The organism is Leclercia sp. UBA7405 (assembly GCF_037152215.1).
Taxonomy (GTDB): Bacteria; Pseudomonadota; Gammaproteobacteria; order Enterobacterales; family Enterobacteriaceae; genus Enterobacter; species Enterobacter pneumoniae.
The window spans coordinates 903,290-918,362 of the sequence record NZ_JBBCMR010000001.1; the positions used below are offsets into that span (position 1 = coordinate 903,290).

Consider the following 15,073-nt stretch of genomic DNA (forward strand, 5'->3'; position numbering starts at 1 on the left):
CCCCCGGCGGGAGCGCCTGGAGGCTAGCGCGAAGCCTGTAGCGCTGGGGGAGAGAAGAAAAGATCGCCAAACAGAATGCCCGACAGTTTACGCGTACCCAGTCCAACCAGGGTGCAGATCAGCAGGCTGGCAAACGGGTAAAACAGCACCAGCGTGAGTTCTGCCCACTGAGGCCATGTCGCCGCATTCATCTGGCCGATAAAGAACAGGCTGAAAGCCTCGATCAGAATGCGGTGCGTGGTATAGATGGCAATGGTGTTGGAGCCAATCACGTTCAGCAGATTGTTCGGTTGCACGCTATAGCGCTGCTCAAAGCCGTAAAAAAGCTTCATGATCAGCAGAATCGACAGCAGTGAGAGCAGCAGCGGCGCGTTGGCAAACCACAGCACGACCGAAATTGCGGCGAAAAGCGCCACCGGTAGCACGTTACGACGCAGCGCCAGCCCTTTCATCCATGTCATCAGCTGTGCGCCGTAACAGGCCCCCAGGCTGTAGTAGATGGCATTACGGACTACGCTGTTCATGCCCCACCAGGGTAACGGCAGGAAGTTAATCGCCAGGCTTGCCAGTGCCAGCAGGGCGATCATGGGCAATTTCCAGCGGCTAAAGAATTTGCACAGGGTGAAATAGACCACCAGCGCGTACAGATACCAGAGACTGGTGCTGGCGGTGAGCATGCCTTTGATAAAGTCCGGTAAGGTAGCGGCGTAAGCGGCATTGGAGCCGTGGGGCAGTTCGCGCTCGGGTGCCAGCCAGGCGTTGATATGGCTCAGGGCTTGCCACTGCAGAACGCCCCACAGAATCAGTACCCAGACGATGCTCCAGATCCGTTTATCGATACTGTCACGCCAGGTCACCTCGTCGATGTACCGGCGAATCAAAAAACCGGAGATAAAGAAAAATACCGGCATACGAAAAGGGGCGAGATAAAGATTAAAGTAGACCCAGCATTTCGCCAGCAGCGCTGAAAGGGGAAGTTGTAGTGCATCCAGATGCGGATAAAAAGTGATCACCGAGTGATAAATGACCACTAAACAGATGCAAAGTCCTTTTATCTGATTAATCCATAATGCTTTTTGTTTCATCGGAAACCGATACCTGTATTGCCAAAAACGAACCGTTAAGTCTGCTAAGGGGCGCTGGTGATGTAATGGGTAAGAGTCTGTATCCGGGCATTTTTAAGAAAAGGTGGAGGGAGTTTGCGGCTAAGTTGTCCACAATTGTGACCTTAGCTGACTGATTTCCGTTGTTTTTTCGGAAAAATGAGAAGCAAAGCTTAGGGTTTCAGTCATTTACGCTTCACGGATTCGCTTATATACTCGTGGGTCTGCTATCAGCAAACAGACGGATTTCATGTACCAACCTGTCGCACTATTCATAGGCTTACGTTATATGCGTGGGCGCGCCGCGGACCGCTTCGGTCGCTTTGTCTCCTGGCTCTCTACCATTGGCATTACGCTTGGCGTGATGGCGCTGGTGACGGTGCTGTCGGTGATGAACGGCTTCGAGCGCGAGCTGCAAAACAATATTCTGGGGCTGATGCCGCAGGCCGTTCTCTCTTCTGCCAACGGGTCGGTTAACCCTCAACAGCTACCGGAAAGCGCGGTGAAGTTGCAGGGCGTAAACCGCGTCGCGCCGCTTACCACTGGTGATGTGGTGCTCCAAAGCGCCCGCAGCGTGGCGGTGGGTGTGATGCTCGGTATCGATCCGGCGCAAAAAGATCCGCTCACCCCTTATCTGGTTAATGTGAAGCAGACCGACCTGCAGCCCGGCCAATATAACGTGATCCTTGGCGAACAGCTGGCCGGGCAACTGGGCGTAAACCGTGGCGATCAGCTCCGGATCATGGTGCCTTCTGCCAGCCAGTTTACGCCGATGGGGCGCCTGCCGAGCCAGCGTCTCTTTAATGTGATTGGCACCTTTGCCGCCAGCAGTGAAGTCGATGGCTATCAGATGCTGGTGAATATTCAGGATGCCTCACGCCTGATGCGCTACCCGGCGGGCAATATCACCGGCTGGCGTCTGTGGCTGAATGAGCCATTGAAGGTTGACGTGCTCAGCCAGCAGACCCTGCCAGAAGGGACCAAATGGCAGGACTGGCGCGACCGCAAAGGCGAGCTGTTCCAGGCCGTGCGCATGGAAAAGAATATGATGGGCCTGCTGCTGAGCCTGATCGTCGCCGTGGCGGCGTTTAATATCATTACCTCGCTGGGGCTGATGGTAATGGAGAAGCAGGGCGAGGTGGCGATTCTCCAGACCCAGGGGCTGACGCCGCGCCAGATTATGGCGGTCTTTATGGTTCAGGGGGCCAGCGCCGGGATTGTCGGTGCGCTGTTGGGTGCCGTACTGGGGGCGCTACTCGCCAGTCAGTTGAACAATTTAATGCCTATTATCGGCGCACTGCTTGATGGCGCGGCGTTGCCGGTCGCCATTGAGCCGCTGCAGGTCGTGGGTATCGCGCTGGCCGCGATGGCCATTGCGCTGCTCTCTACGCTTTACCCTTCCTGGCGCGCTGCCGCCACTCAACCCGCTGAGGCTTTACGTTATGAATAAGATCCTGTTGCAATGCGACAACCTGTGCAAACGCTATCAGGAAGGCAACGTGCAGACTGATGTCCTGCACAATGTCAGCTTCAGCGTAGGAGAGGGGGAGATGATGGCCATTGTCGGGACCTCTGGCTCTGGCAAAAGTACCTTATTGCACCTGCTCGGCGGACTGGATACCCCCACCTCCGGGGATGTGATCTTCTCCGGTACGCCGCTCAGTACCATGTCTTCAACGGCGAAGGCCGATCTGCGTAACCGCGAGCTGGGCTTTATTTATCAGTTCCACCATCTGCTGCCCGATTTTACCGCGCTGGAAAACGTGGCCATGCCGCTGCTGATCGGTAAAAAGAGACCGGCAGAGATCAATGAGCGCGCCAGCGCGATGCTGAATGCAGTTGGTCTGGGCCACCGTGGTAATCACCGTCCATCGGAACTCTCTGGCGGTGAACGCCAGCGCGTGGCCATTGCCCGTGCGCTGGTCAATAATCCGCGTCTGGTGCTGGCGGATGAGCCGACCGGTAACCTGGATGCCCGTAACGCCGACAGCATCTTCCAGCTGTTAGGTGAACTGAACGCCTCTCAGGGTACAGCCTTCCTGGTCGTGACCCACGACCTGCAGCTGGCGAAACGGATGTCGCGCCAGCTTGAGATGCGCGACGGCCGTTTGAATGCGGAACTGACCCTGATGGGGGCAGATTAATGGCTTCACCATTATCGTTACTTATCGGCCTGCGCTTTAGCCGTGGCCGCCGCCGTAGCGGCATGGTATCGCTGATCTCGGTGATCTCCACCGTGGGTATCGCGCTGGGCGTGGCGGTATTAATCGTCGGCCTGAGCGCCATGAACGGTTTCGAGCGCGAGCTGAACAACCGTATTCTGGCGGTGGTGCCGCATGGCGAGATCGAGCCAGTTAATCAACCCTGGAATAACTGGAACGAGGCGCTAAACAAAGTAGAGAAGGTGCCCGGTGTGGCTGCCGCTGCGCCCTATATCAACTTTACCGGCCTGGTGGAGAGCGGCGTTAATCTGCGCGCGATTCAGGTAAAGGGGGTTAACCCTCGTCAGGAAGAGAAACTGAGCGCATTGCCGCAATTTGTGAAAGACGGCGCATGGACGGGCTTTAAAGCGGGCGAACAACAGATCATTATAGGCAAAGGGGTGGCCGACGCGCTGAAAGTGAAGCAGGGCGACTGGGTCTCGATCATGATCCCGAATGCCAGCGCCGATCATAAATTGCAGCAGCCGAAGCGCGTGCGCTTGCACGTTACCGGCATCCTGCAGCTCAGCGGCCAGCTTGATCACAGCTTTGCCATGGTCCCGCTGGAAGATGCCCGTCAGTATCTGGATATGGGTAGCAGCGTCACCGGTATTGCCATCAAGGTGAACGACGTCTTTAACGCTAACAAGCTGGTGCGCGATGCAGGCGAAGTGACCAATAGCTATGTCTATATCAAGAGCTGGATTGGCACCTATGGCTATATGTATCGCGATATTCAGATGATCCGCGCCATTATGTATCTGGCGATGGTGCTGGTGATTGGCGTGGCCTGCTTTAACATTGTCTCGACGCTGGTAATGGCGGTGAAGGACAAGAGTGGCGACATTGCGGTGCTGCGTACTCTCGGCGCCAAAGACGGTCTTATTCGTGCCATTTTCGTCTGGTATGGTTTGCTCGCCGGGCTGCTGGGAAGCCTCTGTGGTGTAGTGATTGGCGTAGTGGTTTCTCTGCAACTCACCCCGATTATCAATGGAATTGAGCGTCTAATCGGCCATCAGTTCCTCTCTGGCGATATCTATTTTATTGACTTCCTGCCGTCTGAATTGCACTGGCTGGACGTCGTTTATGTGCTGATTACAGCACTTTTGTTGAGTCTGCTGGCAAGCTGGTATCCGGCGCGTCGCGCAAGCCGAATCGATCCGGCGAGGGTGCTAAGTGGCCAGTAATTACGTCTTGATGTAGCGATCGTAAGGCCGCTATATCGAAAGAGGAATGCACTATGTATTACGGATTTGATATTGGCGGCACCAAAATTGCGCTCGGCGTGTTTGATGAGAATCTCAAACTGCAGTGGGAAACCCGCGTTCCCACGCCGCATGAAAGCTACGATGAATTCTTAACCACTCTCGTCGCGCTGGTGGGGCAGGCCGATGCGCGCTTTGGTGTGACAGGCAGCGTGGGGATAGGTATTCCCGGCATGCCGGAAACCGATGACGGCACGCTCTACGCCGCCAACGTGCCTGCGGCCAGCGGTAAACCCCTTCGCGCGGATCTCACCCGCCTGTTGGCGCGCGATGTGCGTCTGGATAACGACGCAAACTGTTTTGCCCTCTCTGAAGCCTGGGACGATGAGTTTCGCCGTTATCCACTGGTTATGGGGCTGATTCTCGGCACTGGCGTCGGCGGCGGGCTTATTATTGATGGCAAACCGATCACCGGCCGCAGTTATATAACCGGCGAGTTTGGTCATATCCGGCTTCCTGTCGATGCGCTGGAGGTCGTCGGTCGCGATTTCCCGCTTATCCGCTGTGGTTGCGGCCAGCATGGCTGCATTGAGAATTACCTGTCAGGCCGTGGATTTGCATGGCTGTATGAACACTTCTATCATCAAAAAATGCAGGCACCCGAAATCATCGCCCTGTGGAATCAGGGAGATGAACAGGCGAAAGCGCATGTTGAGCGCTATCTCGACCTGCTGGCGGTCTGTCTGGGTAACATACTTACCGTCGTCGATCCTGACCTGTTGGTCATTGGCGGCGGGTTATCAAACTTTACCGCGATCACGGAGCGGTTATCAGAACGTTTACCGCGGCATTTGCTGCCGGTTGCCCGCCTGCCGCGCATTGAAAAAGCGCGCCATGGGGATGCCGGGGGAATGCGCGGTGCGGCGTTCCTGCACCTCAGCCGCTAGCCAGAAGAGGTTTTTATGTTGTCGCGTCGGTCACATCGCCTCACCCGTTTTCGCAGAAATAAACGTCGTTTGCGTGAACGCTTACGCCAACGAATATTCTTCAGAGATCAGGTAATGCCAGAATTAATGGAAAAACCGAGAGTAGTGGTGCTGACCGGAGCAGGGATCTCCGCAGAGTCAGGCATTCGCACCTTCCGGGCCGCTGATGGGCTGTGGGAAGAGCACCGTGTGGAGGACGTCGCAACGCCGGAAGGCTTTGCTCGTAACCCGCAGCTGGTCCAGTCGTTTTACAATGCGCGTCGCCGTCAGCTGCAATCTGCTGAAATTGCCCCTAACGCGGCGCATCTGGCGCTGGCGAGGCTGGAAGAGGCGCTGGGCGACCGTTTCCTGCTGGTGACGCAGAACATCGATAATCTCCATGAGCGCGCGGGTAATAAGAATGTTATCCATATGCACGGTGAACTGCTCAAGGTACGCTGCGCCTGGAGCGGGCAGGTGCTGGAGTGGACCGGCGATGTCACCCCTGATGACAAATGCCACTGCTGTCAATTTCCGTCTGCGCTGCGCCCGCACGTCGTCTGGTTCGGCGAAATGCCGCTGGGTATGGATGAGATCTACAGCGCGCTGGCGATGGCCGATGTGTTTATCGCCATTGGCACCTCCGGGCACGTCTATCCCGCAGCCGGGTTCGTCCATGAGGCGAAACTGCAGGGGGCGCACACGGTAGAGCTTAATCTTGAACCGAGCCAGGTGGGGAGTGAATTTGAAGAGAAACAGTACGGTCTGGCCAGTGAAGTGGTGCCGGCGTTCGTAGAAAAGTTACTGAAGGGATTGTAAAAAGAGGTGAGGGCGCAGGCCCTCACCGTATTTATTAGCGACCTGCTTTCAATTTCTGATAATACTCTTCGTAGATGCGGCTGGCGTCGCCCACATCGTTTTGCCACTCACCTTTACTGATAGTGTCGGCATCAGGATAGAGCGTCTTATCGTTCGCCACGTCCGGGCTGAGCAGTTTACGCGCCGCGAGATTCGGGGTCGGGTAGCCAATGGTTTCTGCCACCTCTTTGGCCACATCCGGGCGCAGCAGGAAGTTGATCAGCTTCATGGCGCCATCTACGTTCCTGGCGTTTGCCGGGATCGCGAGGCTGTCCATCCAGAAGATGCCCCCCTCTTTTGGCCAGATGACCTCCAGCGGGGTACCGGCCTGACGCGCCACATACGCCGAACCGTTCCACACCATGCCGAGGTTCACTTCCCCTTCCATGTACGGGTTCGCCGGGTTATCGGAGTTAAAGGCCGCCACGTTAGGCATCAGCTTTCTCAGCTCGTTGTAGGCGGCTTCGATCTCTTTCGGATCGGTGGTGTTGCCGGAATAACCGAGTTTACGTAGCGCCATCTGGAACACTTCGCGCGCATCGTCGGTCAACAGCAGGCTACCCTTATACTCGGGTTTCCACAGATCGGCCCAGCTGGTCACCGTTTTCGGATCCATCTCGTCACGGTTTACGCCAATCGCGGTGGCACCCCAGATATAGGGAATGGAGTAGTCGTTGTTAGGATCGAAGGGTTTGTTCAGCATCTCAGGATCAAGGTTAGCGAAGTTGGTCAGCTTCGTCTTATCGATCTTCTGGATCATCCCCTCTTTACGCATTTTATCCACGAAATAGGTCGAGGGTACGACCAGATCGTAGGCGCCGTCTTTATACGTTTTGAGCTTGGCATACATGGTTTCGTTCGACTCGTAGGTCGAATAGATCACCTTGATACCGGTCTCTTTGGTGAACTGCTCCAGCAGGCCTGGCGGCACATACTCGGTCCAGTTATAGAAGTAGAGTGTTTTACTGTCGTCCGCGTGCGCAGCGCTCATACCGAAAGCAAGCGCGCCAGCCGCGAGCAGGTGGCGTGACCATTTCATCATTTTAACGTCCCCTGAACTTTTGTTTTATCACGAGCAATAAGCTGGCTGGTAATGACCAGAACCAGCGATAACATCAACAGAATGGTGGCCAGCGCGTTTACCTCCGGCGAGACGCCCACTTTAACCATCGAATAAATTTTCAGCGGCAAGATCTCATAGCTCGGCCCGGTGACGAACGAAGAAACTACGACATCGTCCATCGACAGGGTAAAGCTCAACAGCCATCCGGCTGCCACCGCGGGCATCGCCAGCGGCAGGAGGATCTTGCGCAGAATCACCATCTCACTGGCACCCAGATCTTTCGCCGCTTCCAGCATGCGCACGTCAAATCCCTTCAGACGGGAGTAAACCGTCACCACCACGAAAGGCAGGCAGAAGGTGATATGCGAAAAGAGCAGCGACCAGAAGCCGAGTTGCACGCCCAGCAGCATAAACAGCACCAACAGCGATATGGCCATGACAATGTCCGGAGACATCATCACCACAAACAGCATGCCGCTCACAAACGGCTTGCCGCGAAAGCGGTAACGGTAGAGGGCCACGGCGGTCAGCGAGCCAATCAAGGTCGCAAACGTGGCCGAGACGATTGCCATCGTCAACGAATGCTGCGCAGCCTGGAGCAAACTGTCGTTGTTGACCAGCAGGCTATACCACTTGGTGGTAAAACCCTGCCAGTTGATCCCGAAACGTGAACTGTTAAATGAATTCACAATCAGGATGATGATGGGAATATACAAATAAGCATAGATGGCGGTCATAAAACCGCCGCGAAGCAGTCGACCCATCATTCCAGCTCACCTTTTTTGTTAAGCAGTCGGGATGCGCGCCAGTAGACCATTAGCATCAGCCCCATAACCACCGTCAGCGTGATGCTGGTGGCGGAGCCAAACGGCCAGTCGCGAATATTGAGGAACTGGCTTTTGATGACGTTGCCAATCAGCAGGTTTTTCGCGCCACCCATCAGATCCGAGACGTAGAACAGCCCCATGGCCGGCAGTATCACCAGCAGGCAACCGGCGATGATACCCGGCATCGTCAGCGGCAGGATTATCCGGATAAAGGTCTGCATCTTACTGGCGCCGAGGTCCCTTGCCGCTTCCAGCAGCGGCTTATCGAGCTTCTCGATGCTGGAGTAGAGCGGCATCACCATAAAGGGCAGCAGTATATAAACCAGGCCGATAATGACGGCGCCCGGGGTGTACATAATGCGAAGCGGGGTCTCGATGATCCCCAGCCACAGCAAAAATTCATTCAGATACCCTTTGGTACTAAGGAAAATCTTCAGGCCATAGATGCGAATCAGAGAGTTGGTCCAGAATGGCACAATCAGCAGAAACAGCAGCAGCGGGCGAATTTTCTGTGGCAGACGCGCCAGAAACCAGGCGAAGGGATAGCCCAGCACCAGACAGGCGAGGGTGGCTATCACGGCCATGTTCAGCGAGTGCATGAGCACCTGGAAATAGAGCGGATCCAGCAGGCGCGCGTAGTTATCCAGCGTAAAGACCAGCTTAACGAAGTGGGCATCGTCGCGGGTCAAAAAGCTGGTGGCGATGATCATCAGGTTGGGTAAGAAGACAAACAACACAAGCCAACCGACGATAGTGGCAATCACCACATTCTGGAACTTACTTGTGTTCTTCATCAGCCAGTACGACCTCCCAGCTCTCTACCCAGTTAATGGCCATTTTCTGGTCAAGGGAGTGGTCGAAGTCGGGATCGTCTTCATTGAAGAACTCACTGACCAACACCATTTTGCCATTTTCGAGTTCAACCACCGACTCCAGGGTCATGCCCTTATAGTTGCGCTCGCGGATATAACCAATCAGACCTTCGACGTCGCTGCTGTCATGGATCTCGTCAACGCGCAGATCTTCCGGGCGCAGCATTACGTTCAGCTTTTGCCCTTTTTCTACCGCAAAGTTAACGGTGATGTTGCACTCATGGCCTTCGACGCTGGCGCGGACGCGCTGCGCATCCAGGCGTTCGATAACCGTGGCGCTAAAGTTATTGATCTCACCAATAAAGCTGGCGACAAAGAGGTTTTTCGGCTCTTCATAGATCTCACGCGGCGTGCCGTCTTGCTCGATTTTGCCTTCGCGCATCACGACGATACGGTCGGACATTGTCAGCGCCTCTTCCTGATCGTGCGTCACGAAAACAAAGGTGATGCCCAGCTTACGCTGTAGCGCTTTCAACTCGTTCTGCATCTGTTTGCGCAGTTTGTAATCCAGCGCGGAGAGCGATTCGTCGAGTAACAACAGGCGGGGTTTGTTCACTACCGCGCGGGCAATGGCGACGCGCTGCTGCTGTCCTCCGGAGAGCTGATGCGGCTTGCGCTGGGCAAACTCTTCCAGCTGCACCATGCGCAGCGCCTCCGTCACACGCGGGGCAATCTCCTGCGCCGGGGTTTTCTGCATGCGCAGGCCAAAAGCGACATTTTCAAAGACCGTCATATGCGGGAAGAGGGCGTAGCTCTGGAAGACGGTATTGACGTGGCGATGCTCGGCAGGGACGTCGGTGATATCCTGGTTTTCAAGATGAATATGGCCGGTGTCGACGTTTTCCAGCCCGGCGATCAGGCGCAATACTGTTGTCTTACCGCAGCCAGAGGGGCCGAGAAGCGTAAGGAACTCGCCGTTGTTAATGGTCAAATTAAGATCGGCGATAACGGTTTTACCATCAAAACTCTTATTAATGCCCGATAAAAGCACCAGCGGTGACAGTGAACCTGGTTGTGTATTCAATTTATGACTCTGTCCCATATCGACGCTGCGATCTATCTAACGCAGCGGGGTTTGTGTGTAACCACCTTGGTGACTCGTAATGAGGGCGGCCATTCTACGGCAAACCATTGAATTCGCCAATCCTTGATGCTCCCCGATAAGCTACCTTTATTAGCAACGGGATGAGATAAACGAAAAATATTCTCGTTTGCGGGATAAAAGTGACCTGACGCAATATTTGCGTTTTAGGGCTTATTGATAATGTTGTCACAAAAAGTGAGGGTGACTGCATGGATAAATTACTAGAGCGTTTTTTACAGTACGTTTCGCTGGATACCCAATCTAAGCCGGGTGTTCGCCAGGTACCGAGCACAGAGGGCCAATGGAAATTACTGCAGCTGCTAAAGTCGCAGCTTGAAGAGTTAGGCCTGGTCAACGTGACATTAAGTGACAAAGGCACGGTCATGGGCACGCTACCGGCGAACGTGCCGGGTGAGATCCCGGCCATTGGTTTCATATCCCATGTTGATACCTCCCCTGATTATAGCGGCAAAAACGTTAACCCTCAGATTGTGGAGAACTATCGCGGCGGCGATATCGCCCTGGGCGTCGGCGATGAGATTTTATCCCCGGTCATGTTCCCTGTGCTCCACCAGTTGCTCGGCCAGACCCTGATCACGACAGACGGTAAAACGCTGTTGGGAGCAGACGATAAAGCTGGCGTCGCCGAGATCATGACCGCGCTGGCGGTGCTGAAGGGTAAAAACATTCCTCACGGTGATATTCGTGTCGCCTTCACCCCCGATGAAGAGGTGGGGAAAGGGGCGAAGCATTTTGATGTGGAGGCGTTTAACGCAAAATGGGCCTACACCGTGGATGGCGGTGGCGTAGGGGAGCTGGAGTTCGAAAACTTCAACGCCGCGTCGGTCAATATCCGCATCGTGGGCAACAATGTGCACCCAGGCACCGCAAAAGGGGTAATGGTTAACGCACTATCGCTGGCGGCGCGTATCCACGCCGAAGTGCCTGCCGGGGAGAGCCCGGAGCAGACGGAAGGTTATGAAGGTTTTTATCACCTCACCAGCATTAAAGGCACCGTTGACCGCGCGGATATGCACTACATCATTCGCGATTTCGACCGCGAGGGGTTTGAAGCGCGTAAACGTAAAATCATGGATATCGCCAAAAAGGTTGGCAAGGGGCTGCACCCGGATTGCTATATCGAACTGGTGATTGAAGACAGTTATTACAATATGCGGGATAAGGTGGTCGCACATCCGCACATTCTGGATATCGCCCAGCAGGCGATGCGTGATTGCGATATTGAACCGCAACTTAAGCCGATTCGTGGCGGAACCGACGGGGCACAGCTCTCCTTTATGGGATTACCTTGCCCGAATCTCTTCACCGGGGGCTATAACTACCACGGCAAGCATGAGTTCGTCACCCTGGAAGGGATGGAGAAAGCGGTGCGGGTTATTGTGCGCATTGCCGAACTGACGGCGAAAGGGTAATCAGGAAGAGTCCGGGTGGCGTTATGGCCACCCGGTACAGGCGCGACTTAGTCCTCAAAGAACCAGTAGCCGCTGTTAACCAGCGCGGCGAGCATCGCCAGGAAGGAGGGGTCATCCAGCGCATCGCCAAACTGTGCGGCATCCAGCACCATATGGCTGGCGATAGCTTCCACGGCAGGGCGGTGAGGTGAATCCAGCTTCTCGCCGTTAACATAAACCTCGCCATCGATACGCAGTACGCGCAGACCACCCAGGCGTACCAGTTTGTCGCCCTGCTGCAGCGCATCGTAGATTTCGTCTGGCTGGTAAGGTGGCTCCGGCGGCGAAACGTCCAGCTCGTGACGAGACTGGCTGACAAACTCACCAAACCACTGGTTAAAATGTTCTGGTTGATTAATCAGATCCAACATCATCCCGCGCAGTTTATCGAGCTCCTGCGGCAGGATATCGGCGGGATGTTCACGGGCAGGAACGTCCGGATCGGCAAAGCGGTGGCTTCCCAGTTCGCGCTGCAGGACGTAGTCCGCAAAGCTGCTGATCATCTCCCGGCCGCTTGGCGCGCGGAATCCGACGGAATAGTTCATCGAATTCTCCAGCGAGTAGCCTTCGTGCGGGAATCCTGGCGGAATATAGAGAATGTCGCCCGGCTCCAGCTCTTCATCAATAATGCCTTCAAAGGGAGCAACCTGCAGCAAATCCGGATGCGGGCAGTGCTGCTTCATGGGCACTTTGTCACCCACGCGCCAGCGGCGACGGCCGGTGCCCTGAATGATAAAGACGTCATACTGATCGAGATGCGGGCCTACGCCGCCGCCAGGCACGGAGAAGGAGATCATCAGATCGTCCATCCGCCAGTCAGGCAGCGCGCGGAACGGGCGCATCAGCGCTGCGGTAGGTTCATGCCAGTGGTTGACGGCCTGAACTAACAGCGACCAGTTGGTCTCGCCGAGGTGATCGTAGCTCTCGAACGGACCATGGCTAACCTGCCATTTCCCATCCTCATGACTGACCAGGCGGCTATCGACCTCATTCTCCATCGCTAAGCCAGCGAGTTCATCAGGGGAGATAGGATCGACGAAATTTGCAATGCCGCGTTTCAGAACGACCGGGCGTTTTTGCCAGTAACGTTCAATAAACTCAGGCCAGTTAAGTGTTAAGTGATAATCCATAATATTTTATTCCGCAGGCTCTTACTGAGACGGATTATAACGGAAGCTCAGACACCTGCGCGTGAGAATCTCGCTTTTTTCACCCGGAGGGCTTAACTCTCATGGTCACCAGGCTGTTGGCGGCCAAAGATTGCCACCATGCGGGCACCGCCGAGCAGGCTGTCGCCCGTTTCGATACGGCCGTCATACTGCTCAACAATATCCCGCGCGACCGAAAGCCCCACGCCCTGGCCTGGACGCAGGGTATCAGCCCGCTGTCCGCGGTCGAAGACCTGATCGCGTTTACCCTGGGGAATACCGGGGCCATCGTCCTCAACAATAATATGAAGTTGATCGTCGTCCTGTCGGGCCGAGATTTCGACAAACTCGAGGCAATATTTGCAGGCGTTATCAAGCAGATTACCCATCACCTCCATAAAGTCGTTTTTCTCGCCAATGAAGCTTATCTCCGGCGAAATATCGAGGCTGATGCTGACCCCTTTACGTTGATAGACCTTGTTCAACGCCGAGGTGAGGTTGTCCAGCAGCGGCGCCACCGGGTGAAGTTCGCGGCTGAGCAACGCACTGCCAGAACGCATACTTGCCCGGTGCAGGTAGTAGCCAATCTGCTGGGAGATACGGCTGATCTGTTCCAGCATCACCGGCTCGGCGTCGTCCACGCTCAGCTTCGCGCTGCGCAGGGAGCGTAAGGTACTTTGTAATACCGCCAGCGGCGTCTTCAGACTGTGGGTCAGGTCGGTCAGCGTTGTGCGGTATTTATCATAGCGTTCACGCTCACTTTTCAGCAGGCGGTTCAGGTTCCGCACCAGGCTGGTCAGTTCACGGGTGGTGACCGGGTTAAGTCTCTCCCGGTGATGCTCTTCCAGCTCACGCACCTCTTTCGCCAGCGACTCGATAGGGCGCAGGCTCCACCAGGCGGCGACCCACAACAGGGGGATCACCAGCAGCAGGTTCGCCACCAGCACATAGACGAACCAGTTCCACACCATATAAGAGCGTTTTAGCTCAACGGGAATGGTATCGATCACCACGATGGTGAGCTGGGGCATTTCGAGGGTCGCGGGGTAGAGATTAATGGCGACCGAGTGGGTCATCTCAGTGTCGTCATCATCTTCGCGGATCTCGCTCAGTTGCTGCTGCATAGAGCGGTCATTACCCACCAGGCTGCTGGAGGCGTTAAGATCTGCCTCCAGCTCGTGAAATCCGTTGGTTCTCAGCCACTCCGGCTGGATACGGTTCACCAGCCAGGGTACATCTCGCTGGGCCCAGAGAAGCTGGCCCTTTTCACCGTATATCAGGGCGATGGTCGGGCTCTGTCGGTCCAGATGTTCCGGCATGTCGATGCTGATTTTATTATTTTCCCATCGGGCAAGGGTATAAAACAGGTTACTTTCGCCGCGCAGTAGGCGAAAGGTGGTCTTATCAAAGCTAACGCTGTAACCCACCAACGCCACCAGACCATAGGCTAAAGAGAGCACCAGCACCACGGCGGCTGTCGCCAGCAGGAAGCGAACCCGCAGCGAAAGCGGCAGGAAGTGACGCAGAATTTTTTTCATTTAGCGTAATTCGAAAAGGTAGCCCTGACCGCGGACCGTCGTAATGACATCTTCCGGATACTGTGCCTGGATCTTTTTCCTTAGACGCCCCATCAGCACATCAATGGTGTGGCTTTCACGCAACTCAGCATCAGGATAGAGCTGCAACATCAGGGAATCTTTGCTAACCACTTTGCCGCTGTTGCGGATCAGGGTTTCCATAATGGTGTATTCGAAAGCGGTCAGTTTGATCACCTCGTCATTGATGGAGAGCTCACGGCGAGAGAGATCGACCTGGAAAGGCGGTAGCGAGATCACCTGAGAGGCGTGGCCGCTGTTACGGCGCATCAGGGCCTGCATGCGGGCAGCGACTTCTTCAATATGGAAGGGCTTGGTCACATAGTCGTCGGCCCCGGCGCTAAGTACCTCGACTTTATCCTGCCACCCTTCGCGGGCGGTTAACACCAGCACGGGCAGTGAGACATCGTGGCTGCGCCAGCGACGAATGAGCGACAGGCCGTCTTCATCCGGCAGGCCGAGATCAACGATGGCAATATCCGGCAAGTGTTCATTCAGATAGTAGTCAGCCTCTTTGGCATCTTCGGCATCATCCACCTGATGACCCATTTCCTGAAGTTGAACCTTCAGGTGATGACGTAATAATGCATTATCCTCGACAACCAATACGCGCATCATCGCTTCTCCCTAAAATAAATGCTCTGAATAGTTTAACGCTGATTATGTGACATGGAATCAGC

General features: G+C 55.2%; 14 protein-coding genes. 6 read left to right on the forward strand and 8 right to left on the reverse strand.

Annotation, left to right across the window (positions count from 1 at the left end; translation table 11 throughout):
• Positions 1–23 precede the first annotated feature (23 nt).
• On the reverse strand, positions 24–1,085 hold the full coding sequence (locus tag WFN75_RS04340; protein ID WP_336995659.1) for an acyltransferase family protein: 1,062 nt from the start codon (positions 1,083–1,085) through the stop codon (positions 24–26).
• A gap of 268 nt (positions 1,086–1,353) precedes the next feature.
• Between WFN75_RS04340 and lolC the strand changes: the two genes are divergently transcribed.
• From lolC to cobB, 5 genes are read left to right on the forward strand one after another with little or no spacing between them, the layout of a single operon-like run.
• Entirely contained in the window at positions 1,354–2,553 is a 1,200-nt protein-coding gene (gene lolC / locus WFN75_RS04345; protein ID WP_207293487.1) for a lipoprotein-releasing ABC transporter permease subunit LolC, read from the forward strand.
• A complete protein-coding gene (gene lolD / locus WFN75_RS04350; protein WP_040076120.1) occupies positions 2,546–3,247 on the forward strand; it encodes a lipoprotein-releasing ABC transporter ATP-binding protein LolD in 702 nt (233 codons plus the stop codon). The genes lolC and lolD overlap by 8 nt, the downstream gene beginning before the upstream one ends.
• Positions 3,247–4,491 (forward strand): lipoprotein-releasing ABC transporter permease subunit LolE, encoded by a 1,245-nt coding sequence (gene lolE / locus WFN75_RS04355; RefSeq protein WP_040076119.1) that lies wholly within the window; start codon positions 3,247–3,249, stop codon positions 4,489–4,491. Before lolD ends, lolE begins: the two co-directional genes overlap by 1 nt.
• Before the next feature lie 53 nt (positions 4,492–4,544).
• Positions 4,545–5,456, forward strand: a complete 912-nt coding sequence (gene nagK / locus WFN75_RS04360; RefSeq protein WP_233802215.1) for an N-acetylglucosamine kinase — start codon at positions 4,545–4,547, stop codon at positions 5,454–5,456.
• A gap of 15 nt (positions 5,457–5,471) precedes the next feature.
• Complete coding sequence (gene cobB / locus WFN75_RS04365) at positions 5,472–6,293, forward strand: Sir2 family NAD+-dependent deacetylase (RefSeq protein ID WP_040076117.1); 822 nt, start codon at positions 5,472–5,474, stop codon at positions 6,291–6,293.
• Positions 6,294–6,327: 34 nt separating this feature from the next.
• Here cobB and potD read toward each other — a convergent pair whose 3' ends face one another.
• The 4 genes from potD to potA are packed head-to-tail and all read right to left on the reverse strand — an operon-like array spanning position 6,328 to position 10,136.
• A complete protein-coding gene (potD, locus tag WFN75_RS04370; protein ID WP_336995660.1) occupies positions 6,328–7,374 on the reverse strand; it encodes a spermidine/putrescine ABC transporter substrate-binding protein PotD in 1,047 nt (348 codons plus the stop codon).
• Positions 7,371–8,162: a spermidine/putrescine ABC transporter permease PotC gene (gene potC, locus WFN75_RS04375; RefSeq protein WP_040076115.1), complete on the reverse strand. Its 792-nt coding sequence runs from the start codon at positions 8,160–8,162 to the stop codon at positions 7,371–7,373. Before potC ends, potD begins: the two co-directional genes overlap by 4 nt.
• Positions 8,159–9,016 carry a spermidine/putrescine ABC transporter permease PotB gene (gene potB, locus WFN75_RS04380; RefSeq protein WP_040076113.1) on the reverse strand — a complete coding sequence of 286 codons (858 nt, stop codon included), beginning with the start codon at positions 9,014–9,016 and terminating at the stop codon, positions 8,159–8,161. The genes potC and potB overlap by 4 nt, the downstream gene beginning before the upstream one ends.
• On the reverse strand, positions 9,000–10,136 hold the full coding sequence (potA, locus tag WFN75_RS04385; protein WP_052452763.1) for a spermidine/putrescine ABC transporter ATP-binding protein PotA: 1,137 nt from the start codon (positions 10,134–10,136) through the stop codon (positions 9,000–9,002). The genes potB and potA overlap by 17 nt, the downstream gene beginning before the upstream one ends.
• A 251-nt stretch (positions 10,137–10,387) precedes the next feature.
• On the opposite strand from potA, the gene pepT reads away from it, so the two are divergent.
• The gene (pepT, locus tag WFN75_RS04390) at positions 10,388–11,611 is read left to right on the forward strand and encodes a peptidase T (RefSeq protein WP_040076112.1); all 1,224 of its coding nucleotides are present in this window, start codon (positions 10,388–10,390) and stop codon (positions 11,609–11,611) included.
• A 47-nt stretch (positions 11,612–11,658) separates the two neighbouring features.
• On the opposite strand, the gene WFN75_RS04395 is transcribed toward pepT, so the two are convergent.
• The 3 genes from WFN75_RS04395 to phoP all read right to left on the reverse strand — a co-directional run bounded on the left by WFN75_RS04395 (position 11,659) and on the right by phoP (position 15,008).
• On the reverse strand, positions 11,659–12,780 hold the full coding sequence (locus tag WFN75_RS04395) for a ribosomal protein uL16 3-hydroxylase (RefSeq protein ID WP_207293493.1): 1,122 nt from the start codon (positions 12,778–12,780) through the stop codon (positions 11,659–11,661).
• 92 nt (positions 12,781–12,872) lie between these two features.
• Positions 12,873–14,336, reverse strand: coding sequence for a two-component system sensor histidine kinase PhoQ (phoQ, locus tag WFN75_RS04400; protein WP_263616300.1), 1,464 nt, complete (start codon positions 14,334–14,336; stop codon positions 12,873–12,875).
• The gene (gene phoP / locus WFN75_RS04405; protein ID WP_040078526.1) at positions 14,337–15,008 is read right to left on the reverse strand and encodes a two-component system response regulator PhoP; all 672 of its coding nucleotides are present in this window, start codon (positions 15,006–15,008) and stop codon (positions 14,337–14,339) included.
• Positions 15,009–15,073 lie beyond the last annotated feature (65 nt).